The 17,259-nt window shown below is 70.0% G+C and carries 15 protein-coding genes; 6 read left to right on the forward strand and 9 right to left on the reverse strand.

What is annotated here, in order from left to right:
- The first annotated feature begins 14 nt into the window (after positions 1 to 14).
- Positions 15 to 1,142, forward strand: coding sequence for a non-hydrolyzing UDP-N-acetylglucosamine 2-epimerase (gene wecB / locus J2Y42_RS13865; RefSeq protein WP_309859737.1), 1,128 nt, complete (start codon positions 15 to 17; stop codon positions 1,140 to 1,142).
- 90 nt (positions 1,143 to 1,232) lie between these two features.
- The gene (locus tag J2Y42_RS13870) at positions 1,233 to 3,911 is read left to right on the forward strand and encodes a LuxR C-terminal-related transcriptional regulator (protein WP_309859739.1); all 2,679 of its coding nucleotides are present in this window, start codon (positions 1,233 to 1,235) and stop codon (positions 3,909 to 3,911) included.
- A 36-nt stretch (positions 3,912 to 3,947) separates the two neighbouring features.
- Here the strand turns inward: J2Y42_RS13870 and J2Y42_RS13875 are convergent, their stop codons facing one another.
- From J2Y42_RS13875 to J2Y42_RS13900, 6 genes are all read right to left on the reverse strand, one after another.
- Positions 3,948 to 4,589 (reverse strand): GNAT family N-acetyltransferase, encoded by a 642-nt coding sequence (locus J2Y42_RS13875; RefSeq protein ID WP_309859741.1) that lies wholly within the window; start codon positions 4,587 to 4,589, stop codon positions 3,948 to 3,950.
- A gap of 194 nt (positions 4,590 to 4,783) precedes the next feature.
- Complete coding sequence (locus tag J2Y42_RS13880) at positions 4,784 to 5,557, reverse strand: DUF4386 domain-containing protein (RefSeq protein ID WP_309859744.1); 774 nt, start codon at positions 5,555 to 5,557, stop codon at positions 4,784 to 4,786.
- Positions 5,558 to 5,675: 118 nt separating this feature from the next.
- Positions 5,676 to 7,148 carry a cardiolipin synthase gene (cls, locus tag J2Y42_RS13885; RefSeq protein WP_309859745.1) on the reverse strand — a complete coding sequence of 491 codons (1,473 nt, stop codon included), beginning with the start codon at positions 7,146 to 7,148 and terminating at the stop codon, positions 5,676 to 5,678.
- Between the two features lie 83 nt (positions 7,149 to 7,231).
- Positions 7,232 to 9,589 (reverse strand): UvrD-helicase domain-containing protein, encoded by a 2,358-nt coding sequence (locus tag J2Y42_RS13890; RefSeq protein ID WP_309859748.1) that lies wholly within the window; start codon positions 9,587 to 9,589, stop codon positions 7,232 to 7,234.
- A 39-nt stretch (positions 9,590 to 9,628) separates the two neighbouring features.
- Positions 9,629 to 10,201, reverse strand: a complete 573-nt coding sequence (locus J2Y42_RS13895) for a dihydrofolate reductase family protein (RefSeq protein WP_309859751.1) — start codon at positions 10,199 to 10,201, stop codon at positions 9,629 to 9,631.
- Positions 10,201 to 10,827, reverse strand: a complete 627-nt coding sequence (locus J2Y42_RS13900; RefSeq protein WP_309859753.1) for a dihydrofolate reductase family protein — start codon at positions 10,825 to 10,827, stop codon at positions 10,201 to 10,203. The genes J2Y42_RS13895 and J2Y42_RS13900 overlap by 1 nt, the downstream gene beginning before the upstream one ends.
- A gap of 160 nt (positions 10,828 to 10,987) precedes the next feature.
- Between J2Y42_RS13900 and J2Y42_RS13905 the strand changes: the two genes are divergently transcribed.
- A complete protein-coding gene (locus tag J2Y42_RS13905) occupies positions 10,988 to 11,590 on the forward strand; it encodes an MBL fold metallo-hydrolase (RefSeq protein WP_309859756.1) in 603 nt (200 codons plus the stop codon).
- A gap of 59 nt (positions 11,591 to 11,649) precedes the next feature.
- Here the strand turns inward: J2Y42_RS13905 and J2Y42_RS13910 are convergent, their stop codons facing one another.
- On the reverse strand, positions 11,650 to 12,591 hold the full coding sequence (locus tag J2Y42_RS13910) for a trypsin-like peptidase domain-containing protein (protein ID WP_309859758.1): 942 nt from the start codon (positions 12,589 to 12,591) through the stop codon (positions 11,650 to 11,652).
- Positions 12,592 to 12,707: 116 nt separating this feature from the next.
- On the opposite strand from J2Y42_RS13910, the gene J2Y42_RS13915 reads away from it, so the two are divergent.
- The 3 genes from J2Y42_RS13915 (at position 12,708) to J2Y42_RS13925 (ending at position 14,394) form a co-directional block, all read left to right on the forward strand.
- Positions 12,708 to 12,977, forward strand: coding sequence for a hypothetical protein (locus tag J2Y42_RS13915; protein ID WP_309859760.1), 270 nt, complete (start codon positions 12,708 to 12,710; stop codon positions 12,975 to 12,977).
- A 108-nt stretch (positions 12,978 to 13,085) separates the two neighbouring features.
- Entirely contained in the window at positions 13,086 to 13,592 is a 507-nt protein-coding gene (locus J2Y42_RS13920; RefSeq protein WP_309859762.1) for a hypothetical protein, read from the forward strand.
- 160 nt (positions 13,593 to 13,752) lie between these two features.
- Complete coding sequence (locus J2Y42_RS13925) at positions 13,753 to 14,394, forward strand: DUF308 domain-containing protein (RefSeq protein ID WP_309859764.1); 642 nt, start codon at positions 13,753 to 13,755, stop codon at positions 14,392 to 14,394.
- An 86-nt stretch (positions 14,395 to 14,480) separates the two neighbouring features.
- On the opposite strand, the gene J2Y42_RS13930 is transcribed toward J2Y42_RS13925, so the two are convergent.
- The gene (locus tag J2Y42_RS13930) at positions 14,481 to 16,475 is read right to left on the reverse strand and encodes a S9 family peptidase (protein WP_309859766.1); all 1,995 of its coding nucleotides are present in this window, start codon (positions 16,473 to 16,475) and stop codon (positions 14,481 to 14,483) included.
- The gene (locus J2Y42_RS13935) at positions 16,472 to 17,242 is read right to left on the reverse strand and encodes an SDR family oxidoreductase (protein WP_309859768.1); all 771 of its coding nucleotides are present in this window, start codon (positions 17,240 to 17,242) and stop codon (positions 16,472 to 16,474) included. The genes J2Y42_RS13930 and J2Y42_RS13935 overlap by 4 nt, the downstream gene beginning before the upstream one ends.
- Positions 17,243 to 17,259 lie beyond the last annotated feature (17 nt).

A 17,259-nucleotide genomic window follows, 5' to 3' on the forward strand; every position in this document is an offset into this window, starting at 1 on the left:
AAAGGAACCCTCCCATGGAAACACCCGCCCGGACCGGAATCGCGGTCGTGCTCGGCACGCGACCGGAGATGGTGAAGCTGGCCGGCATCATCGCCGAGCTGGGGGAGCAGGCACGCGTCTTCCACACCGGACAGCACTACGACCCGGCGCTCTCCGGCGACGTGTGGTCCTCGCTCGGCCTGCCCGAGCCCGAGGCCGTGCTGGATGTCGGGGGAGCCACCCGTGCCGTCCAGGTCGCGTCGGCCCTCCACCAGCTGGATGTGCATTTCGCCGAGCGCCCGCCGCGGGCGGTGGTCGTCCAGGGCGACACCAATGCGACCCTCGCCGGTGCCCTCGCGGCGAACGCGCACGACATCCCACTGATTCACGTGGAGGCCGGCCTCCGCAGCTTCGACCGGGCCATGCCCGAGGAGCACAACCGCGTCATGGTTGACCACCTCTCCGACCTCCTCTGCGCACCGACCTCCACCAACGTGGCGAACCTCCGCGCCGAGAACGTCGCGGCGGGCCGGGTGCTGCTCACCGGCAACACCGTGGTCGAGGCGGTGGATGCGCAGCGCCTCGACGACCGCGCCGCCTCCGCCGTGCTCGACGCGCACGGGCTGACGCCGAACCGCTACGTGCTCGCCACCTTCCACCGGCCGGAGAACACCGACCCGCTGGAGGTGCTCACCACGATCCTGGAGGAACTCGCGAAGATCGACGCCGAGGTCGTCGCGCCGCTGCATCCCCGCACCCGCTCCCGGATCGAGAAGGCGGGGCTGTCGCACCTGCTCGCACCGCTGACGGTGATCGACCCCGTTCCGCCCGCGGAGTTCCTGGCGCTCGCGGGCAACGCGGCCGTGCTGGTGTCCGACTCCGGCGGTGTCCAGGAGGAGTGCAGCGTACTGAAGCGGCCGCTCCTCGTCGTGCGCGCCTCGACCGAGCGCCCCGAGGTCATCGGCACGTTCGCCGAGCGGACCAACCCCGGACCGGAGATCTCCCTCATCGTCAACGAATGGCTGGACGGCCTGGCCGCGAAGCACGCCGAACTGGCCCGCACGCCGAGCCCCTACGGCGACGGTTCCGCGTCCGCCCGGATCGCCACGGCCATCCACTCGCTGCTCGCTCGCCAGGCTGAACAGCATCTGAGTGTTCGCTGAGTCGCCGTAATGCCAGCATTCTCACCTCGTCCTCCTGAGTAGGCGGACTGATCCCAGCTCCGCCGTCCGGGGAGATCAGGGGAGCGACAGATGCGAGTGGCGACGCAGCAGGAACGTGAGTGGGCCGACGTGGTGGGCGCGGGGCAGAGCGCCTCGAGCAACCCCGCGATCATCGCGACGCGGGATTGGGTCTCGCACGGTCAGGACGTGCTCGTCCTCGGCGACGACGGAGCGGGCAAGACGCACCTCGCGCAGCAGCTGCGCGAGCTCTTCCTCGACCGCGGCACCAACGTCCTGATGCTGTCGGGTTCGCGGTCCAGCCGCGACACGGCTCTCGCGCCGTTCCTGTTCCACGACCTCGTCGCGCTCGACCAGCCGAAGCACCGCTGGGTGCCCGCGGAGATCGTGCGCATCCTGACACCCGAACTGCAGGGCCGCAGCAACGTCATCCTCATCGACGGCATCGACCTCCTCGACCAGGAGTCGGTGCTCGTCGTCGAGCGCCTGCTGGAGACCACGAGCAGCCGACTGGTCGGCACCGCCGGACTCGACCTGCCGCTCGACCGGAACAGTCGGGAAAACGCAGACGGCGCCACTCGACCCGTGCGGCACCTGATCGGCCAGCGGTCTCCCGCGCAGGTCCGCATCGCCCCGCTCGGATACTGGGGGATCTCGTCGCTGCTCACCTGGCGCCTGTCCGGCACGCCGGATTCCGCGCTGATCACCGCGATCACGACCCACTCCGGAGGCAACCCGCGCGTCGCGACCGCGCTCGTCGACGGCGGGCGCTGGGCGGGCGCGATCGACCTGGTCGACGGCGTGTGGACGCAGACCGGTCCGCTGGACGGCATCCCGCTCGACGCGGTCGCCAACGCATTGACCTCCCGGCTCGGAACCGACGAGCTGGATGCGCTCGAAGCGCTCGCCTGGGCCGGGTCGATCGCGTCGGACGACGCCGAGCTCCTGGTCGGCACCGTGCCGCTCCACCGGCTCGCCGAACGCGGACGGATCGCCCTCCACCGCGGAACGGACGGCCGGCTGGTCAGCGTGTCGCCCCCGGCCCTCGGTCGCGCGCTCCGGGCACGGACATCCGACTTCCGCCGCGCCGAGCTGACCGACCGGGTGCGTTCGGTGCTGGGCGCCGCATCCACGTCCACGCCGCCGCTGCCGGCTCCCGACAGCGCGACCGACCGCCTGTACGTGAGCGACCGGGCGCAGGTCGACGACTACTGGCGCTGGGCGACCGACCTCGCGTCGCACGTCGAGCAGCGGGTTGCAGGCGAGCAGGCGGAGGCGCGGACGCGGTGGATGGCCGACCCCGGCATCGGGAACGCGATCGTCTACCTGCACACCCTGCTCAGCCGGCCGGACACGGACGCCTTCGCGGAGGTGTTCGCGGACACGGTGCTGCGCGACGACGACGCGGAGGCGGCACGCGCCGAGTTCTGCCTGCTCCAGCTGCAGTGGCTGATCTGGTCGGGGGCGACGGACCGCGATATCGCCGCGTTCCTCGCGCGGTGCGAGGCGCTGGTGGGCGCCCACCACATCCTTCTGTGCACGTATTGGTCGGTCGTACGCGCGCCGGCAGAGGGCGCGACGCTCTCCGCCGACCTGCTCGACGCCTGCCTGGCCGACCAGCCGAGTGGATTCGCGCGGGCCTGGGCCGCGAACCTGCACTGCTGGCTGCTGCTCGAGCTCGGCCGCCCCGCCCGCGTGCTCGAACTCCTCGACGGCCTGCCCGATTCGCGCCACCTCCGGCACGCGAACCGCTACCTCGACGCCCAGCGGGCGGACGCGCTGCTCATGCTGAACCGCGTCGACGAGGCCGAGCAGCTCTCGCGGCAGCGGCTGGAGCAGGCGTACGCCGAATTGGATGCGGTGGGCATCCGCATCCACTCGGTCGGTCTCGCCGAAGCGCTGTACCTGAAGGGCGACCTCGCGGCGACCTGGCGGACCATCTCTCTGGTGCTCCGCCAGGGGACGCCGGGGCCGGACAACCGGACCTACCCACGACTGGTCGCGCTGGGCGCGGTCGTGCAGGCGCAGAGCGGCAACACCGAGCTGGCCGAGGTGCTTCAGAGGGAGCTGGATGCGCTCGACGACGGCCACCGTCCGCTGTTCGGCGTGCAGGCCGAATGGGGTCGGGCGCACCTCGCGTCGGCGGAGGGCGATCCCGACGAGGCGGACGAACTGCTGTGGCGGGCGGGGGAGGCCGACCTCGAGAAGGGGTATGTCGCCGCCGCGCTCCGCCGGTTCAGCGCGATCAGTGCGCCGCTCAGCGACCAGCGCGCACAGCGGTTCGCCCGCGTCGCGAGCTCCAGCGAGGCCGCGCTCTTCGACAGCCGGGCGCGCCTCCACACCGCCCTTGCCGCCGGCGACCCGGACGCGGTTGCCGCCGCGCTGCGGACCGCGCCGCCCGGGAACGACCTCCGGCTGACCGCCACCGCCCTGCACCTCATCGACCGGCGGCGGGATGCGGTCGGCAAGGCACCACTGAGCCCCGCCGACCGGAGCACGCTGGTGGGGGAGCGGGTCGCCGCGTCGCTGTCCGCGAATCCCAGTGGTCGACTCGACGGCGACGGCGGCCTGAGTGACCGGGAGCGCGAAGTCGCTCTGCTCGCTCGGTCGGGGCTGACGAACCGGGAGATCTCGACGCGCCTTTACCTGAGCGTGCGGACGGTCGAGAATCACGTCTACCGCGCCCTGCGGAAACTGGGCCTCGGCAGCCGGAGCGACCTGCGCGACCATTGGAACCCGGAGGCGGTCTGAGCTCCCGGGAGGGTTACGACTGCGCCTGATCCGTCCCTACCGCTCTTCGCAGCGCTGGGCTTTCTGCACCAGGGTCAGCCCAGCGCTGACGGCCGTGAGCACGAACGTCCTCCGCCGTCCGGTGTCCTGCGCGGCGAGGAACCCGAGTCGCACGGCGAGCGCGGCGGACGTCGCGTTCCTGCTGTCGATCACCGCCGTCACGACCGCGGCCTCCAGGTCGCGGAAGGCGAACTCCAGCATCGCCCTCGCCGCCTCCGTCGCGTACCCGTGTCCGCAGGCGCTGGTCAGCTGCAGCCAGCCGATCTCGGCGGTCCGGGTCTCCGCCGCGGTCGTGCGCAGGTGCAGGGACACGTCGCCGATCACGTGGCCGTCGCGTTCGACGGCGAGCACGAGGAGGTCCCCGGGAACGGAGAGCGCCACATGGCGCGTGCGATCTCGGAGATGCCGGAGGGCCTCCCTCTCGGTGCGGATCGGCCAGCCGAGCCCGCACCGGATCCTCTCGTCCCCTTCGATGCGCATCCAGTCGGCCGCGTCCGTCACTCGATACGGGCGGAGCCGGAGGCGAGGGCTCCGCAGCTCGCGCGCGACGACCGGTGCGCGGAGGGCGGAAGGCTCGCGCAGCGCGCGGAGTGACGCCAGCAGCCGTCCACCCGACGGATCGTGCGACAGGGCGATCATCGGCCGCCTCCTCTCGGATGCGACGCTACGGCGCGAGTCGATGACGCGGCTGCAAGACCCCGGCCGCAGTCTGAGAGCGCCGCAAGCGGCTCATAGCGGGGTCGCAGGCGGGCGCATCCCCTATGATCCGAGGGTGTCCGATCCGATGGCCCATCGTTGCTGCCAGCGGGAGCGCCGGGCCGCCGACTGACCGCTCAGTTCGCCGCGACCTGCCGGCCCGTGTCGAACTCGGCGGTCACCGGCCGCGGTGTGAAGCCCTTCACGATCAGCCACACGCCCAGCGAGAGCTCGAACACGGCGACAGGCAACGCGGCCAGGACGGCGAGCGGAGCCACCGAGGAGTATGCGCCGAAGAACACCGCGATGTCGGATGCGAGGAGCAGCGGTGCGCCGATGAAGGCGACGATCGGGAAGAAGCGGGGGACGATCGCCGACCGGAAGAGCAGGTAGCCGATGAACAGGTCGCACGCGACCGGCATCAGGCTCTGCGAGAGAAGGAATGTCCAGGTGTAGTTCGCGAGCAGGCCGTGGCCCATCGTCGTCAGCGCGGGACTCATCCCCGGGGTGCCGGCCAGGTCCGCGCGCAACGTCATCATCGTAAGCAGGTTGACGACGCTGACGAAGATCAGGCAGGTCTCCACGAGCCGGGCGGCGACGAAGCCTAGGGCGGCCGTCGGACTGATCCGTCGGGCGAGGGGATACAGCACGATGGCGGTTCCGATGCCGGCGACTCCCACGATGACCTCGGAGAACGCGCCCCACTGCGCGGCGGTCGTGCTGCCCGCCCCGAGGATGAATCCGCCGACGTTGTTCTTGATGGGCGCGTACAGCCCGAGCGTGGGGATGGACACGAACGTGATCACGTACAGGATCCCGACGGTCAGGGAGACCCGTCTCGACGGTGACATGCGGTGCCGCAAGGGCGGAGCCGCCGTCGTCGGAGGCGTGATGTCGGTGTGGGCGGCCATGGTGTGCTCCTTCGAAAGCCGATGGAGCGCGGCGGATGCCGAGGGCCATGTGCGCAGGCTACGCCGGGAGCACGGATCTCAGGCGACTCGATTCTCCCGGCGGCGGGACATCGCGCGCCTACTGCAGCGCCGAGGTGAGCCGGGCGACGCCATCCAGGAAGGTGGCCGACTTCGGCTCCCGCTTCCACTCCTCGAGCGTCAGCTGCCTGCCGGCGTCGCGATAGCCCTGCTCGACCGCGCGCATCTGCTCGACGAACGAGCGGCCGTGCACGAGCAGCGTCACCTCGGAGTTCAACGCGAACGAGCGGATGTCCATGTTGCTCGACCCGATCACCGCGACATCGTCGTCGATCGACAGGTGCTTCGAGTGCAGGATGTACGGCGCCGGGTACAACCAGATCTGCACGCCCGCGCGCAGCAGCGGCTCGTAGTACGACCGTTGTGCGTGCCAGACAGCGCCCTGGTCGCCGACCTCGGAGACGAAGAGCTGCACCTCCAGACCACGCTGACAGGCCGTCGTGATGGCGTACATCATGGCCTCGTCCGGCACGAAGTACGGGCTCGTGATGATGACCTTCCGCTGCGCCGACGTGACCAGCGTCAGGAATTGGCGGAGGTTGTTCTCCTCGCCGTACCCCGGTCCGCTCGGGACCACCTGGCAGACGAGCGCGTCCGGGGAGGGGTCGGCGGGCACATCCACCGCCCTCACCTGCGCGTCCGACCCGAGCAGTTCGCCGGTCTCGAGGTACCAGTCGGAGAGGAACACGGCGTTCGTCTCGGCGACGACCGGGCCCGTGATCCGCGTCATCAGCTCCTGCCATTGCAACCCGCGCTTGAGGTTCTTCGGGGTGTTGTAGCTGCGGTCGATGAGGTTCTGCGACCCCATGTGGGCGACGAGGCCGTCGACGACGACGAGCTTGCGGTGGTTGCGCAGATCCGGGCGCTGGTACTCGCCCGAGAACGGGCGGACCGGGAGCATCCAGCTCCACTTCACGCCGATCCGGTCGAGTTCGGCGAACGTCTTGTCGCTGTCGACCGCCCGGCGGGAGGCGACGTAGTCGGCGAGGAGGCGTACGGTCACACCGCGCTGCACCGCCCGTTCCATCGCCGCGAAGAACGGCTTCGTGGTCGCATCCCACGACACGATGAAGAACTCCACGTGCACGAACCGGGACGCGGTCTCGATGTCCGCGGTCATCGCGTCGATCGACGAGCGGTAGTCGCCGATCAGCGTCGCCGCGTTGCCTCCCACCGCGGGCAGTGCGCCGAGCTCGTGGTTCTGCCGCACGAGCGACCCGAACCAGTCCGGCCAGGAGCCGCGCCCGTCGACGAGTTCGATGCCCTGCGCGCGGTCCGTGATGATGCGGTTCAGCTCATCCTGCTTCTCCCGTCGCTTCTTCGGCAGGCGCGGATTGCCGATGAGGAGAAACAGCAGGATGCCGATGAACGGGATGAGGAAGATCGCCAGCAGCCACGCCATGGCGGCGGTGGGCTTGCGATCGCGCGGCACGATGATGAGGGCCGCGATACGGATGGCGAGGTCGGCGAGGATCAGAATGCCGCCGAGCACTGGGAACTGATCACCGTTCATGCGGGCGCCTTCCTGAGCCGGGCCGGCGCTACGTCCGGGCGGATGGTGCCCGCAGTATCGCAGCGGGGGAGCGGGGCGGGAAGTCAGTAGTCGGACGCGTCGAGGATGACCAGTTCGCCGGTCGTGCGGGTCATGGCGACGTAGCGGTCGACCGCCGACTCGATGACTGCCGGGCGATCGAGCAGGGCGCCGCCGGGACGTGCACCGGGTTCCGCGAGGAGCACGAGGTCGAATTCGAGCCCCTTCGCCTCGACGGCGCTGAGAGAGCGGACACGCGGCATGCCCGCGAACGAATCGTCGCCGATCACGCAGGCGGTGCCCTCGGCGTGGACACCCAGCCAGGCGCGGAGGATGCGGTCGCGGTCGGAAGCCCGCGCATGCCGCACCGGGATGCCGTTGTCGCGGATAGACGTCGGCACGTTTGCGTCGGGCAGGACGGCGCGGATCACCGGCGCCGCCTGCTCCATGACGGCGACCGGTGTCCGGTAATTGACGGACAGCGTCGCCACCGTCGCGTCCGGCAGCCCGACCCCGGCGAGGCGCTCGGTCCAGCTCTCCCGGAAGCCGTGCCGTGCCTGCGCGCGGTCGCCGACGACCGTCAGGCTGTGCGACGGAACGCGCCGGGTGACCATCGCCCACTCCGCCGGCGTCAACTCCTGCGCCTCGTCCACGATGATGTGCGCGAACGGGCCGGCGAGCAGCTCGGTGGATGACGCGGCCGGGCCGGTGTACGTGTCCAGTGCAGCCCGGAGGTCCTGGCCTCGCAGCATCGACATCGTCTTGAGGTCGGAGTCGTCCGTCGCGATGAGGTCGTGGATGACGTCGTCCATCACGGCCCGGTCGGCGGCGGCACGCGCTGCTTCCGCGCGGCGGCGACGATCCCGCTCGGGGTCGCCCGCGCGCTGCAGGGCCGCGTCGAGCAACGGAAGGTCGGAGAGGGTCCACGGGTCGGACGGCGATCGCTGGAGCAGCGCCGCCTCGTCGGTGGTCAGCCACGGCGCACAGCGCAGCAGCAGAGCGGGCGAGCTCCACAACCTCCGGACGATCGCGGCCGGGTCGAGGAGCGGCCACACCGCGTCGACCATCGCGGGCAGGTCGGTGCCGTCGGTCAGCGTGCGACGGATCGCGTCGGCGTCCGTCCTTCCGCCGGCGAGCCCGTAGGCGTCGAACTCCTCCTCGTCGTCGAACCCCCAGCGCGGGGCGTCGTCGTCACGAGAGGACGCTGCGTCATCCCATCCCGCGTCATCCCATCCCGCGTCATCCAATCCCGCGTCGCCCCACCCTTCGGCGCTCCACCGGCCGTGACTCCCTGCGTCACTCTCGCCGTTCCGCGTCGAGACGAGATCGACCAGGATGTCGAGCAGGGCCTCCCAGATCTCCGCCCGCGCGTCGTTATGCGGCGCGGTCGGGTCTGCCGCGGCGAGCGCCTCGGCCCACTCCCGCGGGCCGACGCGGAGCTCGCCCCACGGGGTGTAGAGCACGGTCGGGCGCGACGGCGGCCGCTCGGACAGGCTGATGGCGGCCTCCACGGCCTCGGGCATCCGACCGTCGCCCTTGAGCAGCGCGACGCGGCGGTCCGCCTCGGGCACGGCCTCCGCGCCCTCCGGAACCAGGTCGGTGAGCGTGCAGGTGCGCACGCCCTCCTCACCGAGCCCCGGCAGGATGTCGGCGACGTAGTCGGTGTACGCGTGCGACGGTCCGACGAACAGTACGCCCCCGTGCCCGCTCTGCAGGCGCGGGTCGGAGTACAGGAGGTAGGCGGCGCGGTGCAGCGCGACCACCGTCTTCCCTGTGCCCGGGCCGCCGTCGACGACCAGGGTGCCCTGGCCGTCGGCGCGGATGATCGCATCCTGGTCCGCTTGGATGGTGCCCAGCACATCCCGCATCCGGGGAGTCCGGCTCGCACCGAGGCTGGCGATGAACGCGGACTGGTCGTCGAGCGCGGCAGGGGAGGAGGCGGCCGTCTCGGTGAACGTCTCGTCCCAATAGTCCGTCACGCGGCGGTCGGTCCAGCGATAGCGGCGCCGAGAGGTCAGCCCCATCGGATGCGCGAGCGTTGCACCGAAGAACGGCTCGGCCGCCGGGGTGCGCCAGTCGACCAGGAGCCGCTCGCCGTCCGAGTCCGCCAAGCCGACGCGACCGATGTAGATCGTTCCCGTGTCGGCCACCACCCGCCCGATGCAGAGGTCCGCCCCGAACCGGCGCAGCAGCCGTGCGCGCCGGTTCAGCCGGACGATCTCCACCTCCCGCTCGTACGCCTCCTGCCCGTTGCCGCCGGGTGTCGCCAGCAGCACGGCGAGGCGGCCGTCGACCTCCGCGCGCTCGGCTGCCAGACGCGCCTCGATCCGAGCGAAGTGACGTGCATCGTCATCGATCAGCTCGGGTGCGGCCTTGGCGGGATGGGCGTCGAGGGCGAACAGGGACGGGAGGGCAAGGGTCATCGCGGTCCGATCAGTGAAGGAAAGGGGGATAGGAGGGGGTCAGCGCAGTACCCGGTAACGGATGTGGGTGGCATGCGGCGTGTCGATGACCTTCACGATCTCGAGCTCGATCTCGGAAGGCAGCACGTCGAACAGGCGATGCCCGCCGCCCAGCAGCACCGGGATCAGGTGGAGCTGGATCTCATCCAGCACCCCTTCTTCGAGCGCCTTCTGTGCGGTGTAGCCGCCCTGGACGTACACATCGCGATCGCCTGCGGCGGCGACCGCCTGTTTCATCGCGCTCGTGATGCCGTCGAGCACGTAGGTCACGTTCGGGTAGCCCCAGCGGGCTGCCGGCCCGGGCGGCCGATGGCTCGGGATGAAGATGGGAACGCCGTTGTGGACGTCGCCGCCCCAATGGTCCATCAATTCCGCGGTGCGTCGCCCGGTGACCACCGAGCCGATCCGGTCGAGCTCTCCCGCGAGGGCTTTGGCCTCGCCGGTCAGTGCATCCTCGTCTCCGCCGGGTGCGTACCAGTCGTGCAGCCGGTTGCCGTCGTCCCCGCCGAGGAAGTCGTCGGGCGTCGACACGTATCCGTCGACCGACACCGACATGTACAGCACGGTGGCCATCAGTTGCTCCCCGTCGTTTTCCGCGACACCCGATACGTGACATGGACGACCGTGCTCGCCGCGCGGGCGGACACCTGTTCCAGATCGAGCGGAGGCACACCGTCGAACAGGCGGGCGCCGGCACCGAGAGTGAACGGGACGATGTGCAGCCGCAGTTCGTCGACCAGCCCGGCCGCGAGGTACTGGTTGATCGTGTCCGCGCCGCCCTGGATCGAGATCTCGCTGTCGCCCGCCGCTTCGCGCGCCTGCGCGAGCGCCGACTCGATGCCGTCCGTGACGAAGTGATACGTCGTGCCGCCCTCCATGGGCTGCGGGTCGCGCGCGTGGTGGGTGAGCACGAACACCGGAGCATGGAACGGCGGATTGTCGCCCCACCACCCGTTCCAGTCACGGTCCCACTCGCCGCGGACCGGACCGAACATGTTGCGCCCCATGATGTGTGCGCGGGCGCCGGTCATCTGCTCGACCTCGGCTCGGTTCTCGTCGCCCTGGTCGAACATCCACGCGTGGAGCCGGTCACCCCATCCGTCTCCGCCGTCCTCGCCGAACGGGCGCTCCTCGGTCTGGTTGATGCCGGCGGCGTAGCCGTCGGCGGTGATGGTCTGATTGGCGACGACGATGCTCACGATGCTCTGCCCTTCTGCTGGAATCGGCCGAGAGTGCAGTCTGCCGGGGGAGGGGGCTCTTGTGGCAAGCCCCCTGGCCTGATATATTCTGGAAATGCGAGGTGATATTCCTCGCATTTTTTGTGCCCGTTGCCGGTACTGTGACCGGATGACCACGTCTATGACTGTCACCCCGATCCGCGTCGCCAGCCTGCTCGTGGGGGAGGATGAGCGGCTTCCGGTGTTCGTCCATCTCGTCGACCACCCGGACGTCCGCATCCTGGTCGACACCGGGCTGACGGCGCTGCATCCTGCTGTCGCCGACATGGATCCGCAGCTGGAGCCTCTCACCGAGCACGCGGACGTCGGCCTCGACAGCATCACCGCGGTCGTCAACACGCACCTGCACTTCGACCACTGCGGCGGGAACCACCTCTTCGCCGGACGCCCGATCTACGTGCAGCGGGCGGAACTCGAGGATGCGCGCACGCAGGAGGACTACACGATCCGGGAGTGGGTGGATGCGCCCGGCGTCGAGTACACGCCGGTCGACGGCGAACTCGAGCTCCTGCCCGGCGTCCGCTTGGTCCCGGCGCCCGGGCACACGCGAGGCTCCCAGATCGTCGTGGTGGAGACGGGGGAGCGGCCCATCGTCATCGCCGGCGACACGGCCGTGTGGTTCGGTGAGCTCGATACCCCGGAGACCGAAGGCCAGCGCCTCATCCGCTCCTTCGAGCCGCAGCAGGTGTGGCTCGCGCACGCTGCGGAGCCCTGGTCCGCGTAGCGGGCGAGTGAGCTCCTAGGCTCGGCCGCCCGGTGCCGCCAAACGCGGCGATGCGTCGATCACGCGTCAGCGAGCTCCGTGGGTTCGACGACCGCGTCGACGAGGGCACCGTTGCGCCACACGGTCAACTCGAGGCGGCGTCCGATGGTGCTGGCGATCATCAGACGCTGCAGGTCTGCAACCGAGTGGATCGGCGTCCGGTCGAGCGAGATCAGCACGTCGCCGGGCCGGACGCCCGCGAGGTCCGCCGGGCTGCTCGGCACGACGGTCATGACCTGGATTCCGGTGCGGGCGCCGGCCTTGCGGGCGACCGCCTCCTGGAGCGCGATCTCCGCGCCCGCGATGCCGAGCCAGCCGCGGCGCACGCGCCCCTCATGCATGAGGGTGTTCATGATCTGCCTGCTCGTCGCGTTCACGGGCACGGCGAGCCCCAACCCGGTTCCCGCGACGGCGGTGTTCACACCGATCATGCGGGCCGAGCTGTCCGCGAGCGCTCCACCGCTGTTCCCGGGGTTCAGGGCGGCGTCGGTCTGGATGACCTCGTCGACCACCCGCCCGGCGCGGGTCGGCAGCGAGCGACCGAGCGCAGACACGATTCCGGCTGTCACGCTTCCCGCCAGGCCGAACGGATTGCCGACCGCGACCACGAGCTGTCCGACCTGAAGTGCGGCGGCGTCGCCCAGCTCGACCGGTGGCGGCGTGGGTTCGTCGGCTTTCAGGATCGCGAGGTCGGACAGCGGGTCGCGCCCGACGACTCGCGCCCGCACCCTGGTTCCGTCCCCGAAGGCCAGGTCGACGCTCGTCGCGCTCTCCACGACGTGCGCACTGGTCAGGAGGTGTCCCTCGGCCGAGACGACCGTGGCGCTGCCGAGGCCCACGCCTCGGGCCGTGCGCGCGGTCACGGCGGCGACCGCCGGGCTCACGGCGGCGGCGACGCGCACGACCACCGTGGAGTACGCGTCCAAGGCGCCCGCATCGGGATTGGCATCGGCATTCGACATGACACGAGTGTGCGCGTCCCGAGGCGACGCCGGGGGAGCGTTCGCCAGCGGCTTAGTGGCTCGGCCTTCCCGACGGGCGCGGTCACAGACATTCGAACATATGTTCTAATGGAGTGGTGACGCGCCCGAAGCCTATTCGCTACGACCGCGACACCTGGTTGGTGATGCGCGATGACGCCGTCGTGCCGAAGGCGGTGATCCGACGCTATACAGACAGGGGAGGCCGAGACCAGTACCTGCTGATCCGGTGGGACCTGGATCCGTCGAAGCGGCGGCTCATGGCCGTCTGCCCATCACTCGAGCGCGCCGACGACCTGGTGAGATACGACAACAACGTGTCACACGGCTACTGGGACGGACCGCCCAATTCGCATCCGAGCGGCTGAACGAGAGTATGGGGGAGCGGGTTCGAGTGGTCCTGGAGCCGGTGATAGCTTCTGAGCGCGAGGATGCGCTGCATCCCGGCACGCACAGCAATTGGGGGAGATGTCCATATGGTGACGTTCGGCGACGAGCTTCAGGTCGGGTCCAGAAGCGACCTTCCGGTTCCGGCCGTCGACATGGCTGACGCGTCGAGCCTCGAGGAGTTTCTTCTGTTCGATGTGCGCCTCGTCGTGCACCGCGGCCGGCTGGGCGTCATCCTGGGCCAGGGGAGCATTCCTTCGTACGATGCTGCACTCATTGTGGCGTCGGACGTATCGAGTGTCGATCTGGGTGCGACCACTCCGAAGGGGGCCTGGTACAACTGGACGCTCGGGGGAGCCACGGCGTCCACCTTCGGTGACAAGACCACCGTCACGCTTCATCCGCTGTTCAGCCAGCAGGGTGCGCTTCGCTTCACGGCGTCCGACGTGGAGATCCGGCTTGGTACCAGCCCCGCCACACGGGGAGCCCCGGCCGATTACATCGCGGACACGGAGGAGACCATCTGGTCACAGAACCCGGGCTGGGGCTCGGAGTTCGTCGCGCGTGCGGCCACGCGACTCCACACCATCAACTGACTGGCTGCTCTCGCGTCGAGCTGACATAATGTGCATTATCAGCGTAACGATATCCCGCGACGACACGACGGATTCGCACTCCTGACAGCGTGCATACGGCGCGCTAGTGTCAGCAGCGAACCGCCTGTGAAGCGGCCGCCGCTCTCGAAGGGATGACGTGATGAGCGCTACAGATCCGACCGACCCGATGCTGCATGAATTCTCGCTGGATGCCCAGCACATGACCCGTACGGCCATCAACGCCGTACGCACGGCGCTCGGCGTCAGCGGCGCCGTCTCGCTGATCCTCGGCATCGTCCTGCTGTTCTGGCCCGAGAAGACGCTGTCGGTGCTGGCGATCTTCCTCGGGATCTACTTCTTGGTCGCCGGGATCATGCGTCTCGGGATCGGCATCTTCACCCGCGGGATGCGCGGCGGGTCCAGAGCGCTCAACATCGTTCTCGGAGTCCTGCTCATCTTCGCCGGCATCGTCGCGCTGAAGAACGTCTCAGCGGCAGCGGTGACGCTGGTGATCTTCGCCATCGCGTTCATCGGCGTCGGTTGGATCATCGACGGCGTCATGGCGCTGGCCGAATCCGGACGCGCCGCGTCGTCCGGCTGGGCCATCGCGTTCGGCATCCTGAGCATCATCGCCGGAATCGTCGTGCTGGTGCTGCCTGCGTCGTCCGCGGTGTTCCTGCTGTTCTTCGCGGCGTTCTCGCTGATCGTCCTGGGCGTGATCGGGATCGTGCGGGCATTCACTTTCGGACGCGAGGTGCTGAAGGCGACCGACTCCCCTGCCGCCTCGCCCCGCGTCGCCTGATCGTATACGATCCACTACGACAGATTCGTGCCGAATGTGCGGAAAGGCGCGCGCGAAACGCACATTCGGCACGAATCGCGCGCGACCTACCGGTGGTTGCTGCGGCTCGGGAGGTGCTGCGCCCACCAGTCGAGGATGATGTCGAACCGCTCCCGGCGGTGGCGCGGCCGCCCGCTCCGGCTCAGCTCGTGGTCCTCGCCCGGGAAGATGACGAGCTCGGTCTCCACTCCCCTGCGCTTGAGCGCCGCGTAGTAGCGCTCGGCCTGCCCGAGCGGGCAGCGCAGATCGTGCGACGAGTGCAGCACGAGCGTCGGCGTGCGCACCTGGTCGACCACGGCCTGCGGACTCTGCGACCGCATCAGCTCGGGGTCCGTGCCGGTGTACTCGTCGCCGAAGAAGCTGCCGATGTCGCTGGTTCCGACGAAGGCGTCCGGGTCGAGGAATCCGCGCTCCACGATCGCCGCGGCGAAGCGGTGATCGTGCGCGATCGTCCAGGCCGTGAGGTAGCCGCCGTACGAGCCGCCCATGATCCCGACGCGCTCGGCGTCGAGGCCCGGGACCTCGGCGATGGCGCCGTCGAGGAAGTCGAGCACGTCCGTGAGGTCGACCGTGCCCATCCGCTGACGGATGACCCGGCCGTGCTCCTGACCGTAGCCGGCCGAACCGCGCGGGTTCGACATCACGACCGCATAGCCGGCCGCGGCGTACACCTGCGCCTCGTCGAAGAGCGCGTGCGTGTACGAGGCGAACGGCCCGCCGTGGATGTTGAGAAGCACGGGATGCGGCCCGTCGCCCTCGGGGACCAGCACCCAGCCGTGCACGGGATAGCCGTCGCGGCCGGTGACCGTGAGCTCACGTGGCTCGATGATGCCTGTCGAGCGCAGCGGAGCCGAGAAGTCGGTCAGGCGGCGCAGACCGGCGCCCTCAACGACGGCGACGTCTCCGGTCGTCCGCACGTCGGCGAACGAGGCCACGATCGTCTCACCCGCCGCATCCGCACCGCCCACGACCGTGTGGTCGTCGGTGAGACGCCGGCTCTCCCCCGCCGTGTTCACCTCGGTGAGCACGAGCGCACCGCGACTGCGGTCGAGCACGAGCACCGAGTCATCGGCTCGCGGCGCGATGTCGGACTCGGTGAAGTCGACCGATTCCGGGTCGGTCAGCCGGCGCGGCGCGGAACCAGCGGCGTCGATCACGTACAGGGCGGCGTTCTTCGCGACGAAGTCGCGCCCGGTCTGGCCGACATCCTGCGCGGTGAAGAACAGGGCGCCACCGTCGGCGTAGTGCGCGGCGATCACGCTGTACGACCCGTGCGAGCCGGTCAGATCACGCGCCTCTCCCCCATCGATCGGAACGAGGAACACGTTCGACCGGAGGTCGAGGTCGCGGCTGGCGTGCCGTTCTGAGACGAAGGCGATGCTCCGGCCGTCCGGCGAGAACGAGATCGCGCCGTCGTCCCACGGACCATCGGTCAGCTGACGCGGCTCGGCGACCGACGGCGCGGGATCGGTCGACCCGTCCGGTTTCGGTGCGGGATCCGGGATGGGCGCAGCCCACACATCCGGCACCGGCACGGTGAAGACGTGGGCGCGCCGGTCGGTGACGTACCCGAGACCGTTCGCCTGATATTTCAAAGTATCGATCCGGCGGGCGGGCTCCCCGTTCGGGTCGATGCCCTCGACCGTGCCGTAGCGGCCCTGTTCGGGCACACGGCTGACGAAGGCGAGCGTCCGCGCGTCGGGCGACCAGGCGAATTCGGAGACGCCGAGGGTGCGGTCGGTGACGGCGACCGGCTCGCCGCCGGCGGCGTCGACGACGAACAGCTGCGGCGGCTTCTTGGGCTCGGCACGGAGGAACGCCAGCAGGCGTCCGTCGGGCGAGAATCGCGGCGCCGTGTCGCGGAACCCGCGGGTCAGCAGGCGCGGCGCGGCGTGACCGGTGAGCGGGATGCTCCACAGCTGCCCGACCGTCGCGTCGGCTTCCAGGGACGGCCGGGTCACCGACACCACGGCCTTCGCGCCGCCGGGGTGGACCGTCGGCGTCGAGACGCCGGTCAGCAGACCGAGATCGGCGGGCTTCACTCGACGACCGGCGTGAAGCTGGACACGTCGCCGACGAGGCGCGTGTGGTCGGCGGGGATGGGGTCGACGACGGCGGACGCGACCTCGGCCGCGAACTCGCTGACGTTGTAGAGGCGGCCGGCGGCCTCCTTGCGGGCGTCGATGGCGCCCGGGTTGAGACGGTTGAGCAGGGTGGCCGTGATGGTGCCCTCGATCATGTCGCCGGAGACGACGACGAACTCGACGCCCTTCTCGGTGAGCGACGGGAGCAGCGCGCGCAGCGCATCCTCCCCCGCCCGCTTGCTCAGCGCCACGGCCTCGTACTCGGGCATGGTCGGCGTCGTGCGGATGAAGTGCGCCTGGTGGCTGGTGACGAACACGACGCGCGCTCCGTCGCCGAGAAGCGGGAGCGCCGCGGTGAGCGTGTTCACCTGGGCGTCGCGGTTGAGCTGCATGGCGTAGTCCTCTGCCATGCCGGACTCCATGCCGCCGGAGGCATTGAGCACGAGGATGTCGAGGCCGCCCCACGCGTCGGCGACCGTCCGGAACATGGCCGCGACGGAGTCGGAGTCGGTCAGGTCGGCGCCGACGGCGATGGCCGTCCCGCCCTGCTCCACGATCGAGTCGACGAGCTTCTGGGCCCGCGCCTCCTTGTTGCGGTAGTTGATGACGACACTCGCGCCCGCCTCGGCGAGGTACTGCGCGGTGTCGGCGCCGATCCCGCGCGACGAGCCGGTGACGAGGGCGCGCTTGCCCGTCAGCGAACCAGGTGAAAGGGGGTTTGCCACGAAAACTCCTCGGCGTC

This window comes from Leifsonia sp. 1010 (assembly GCF_031455295.1).
Taxonomy (GTDB): Bacteria; Actinomycetota; Actinomycetes; order Actinomycetales; family Microbacteriaceae; genus Leifsonia.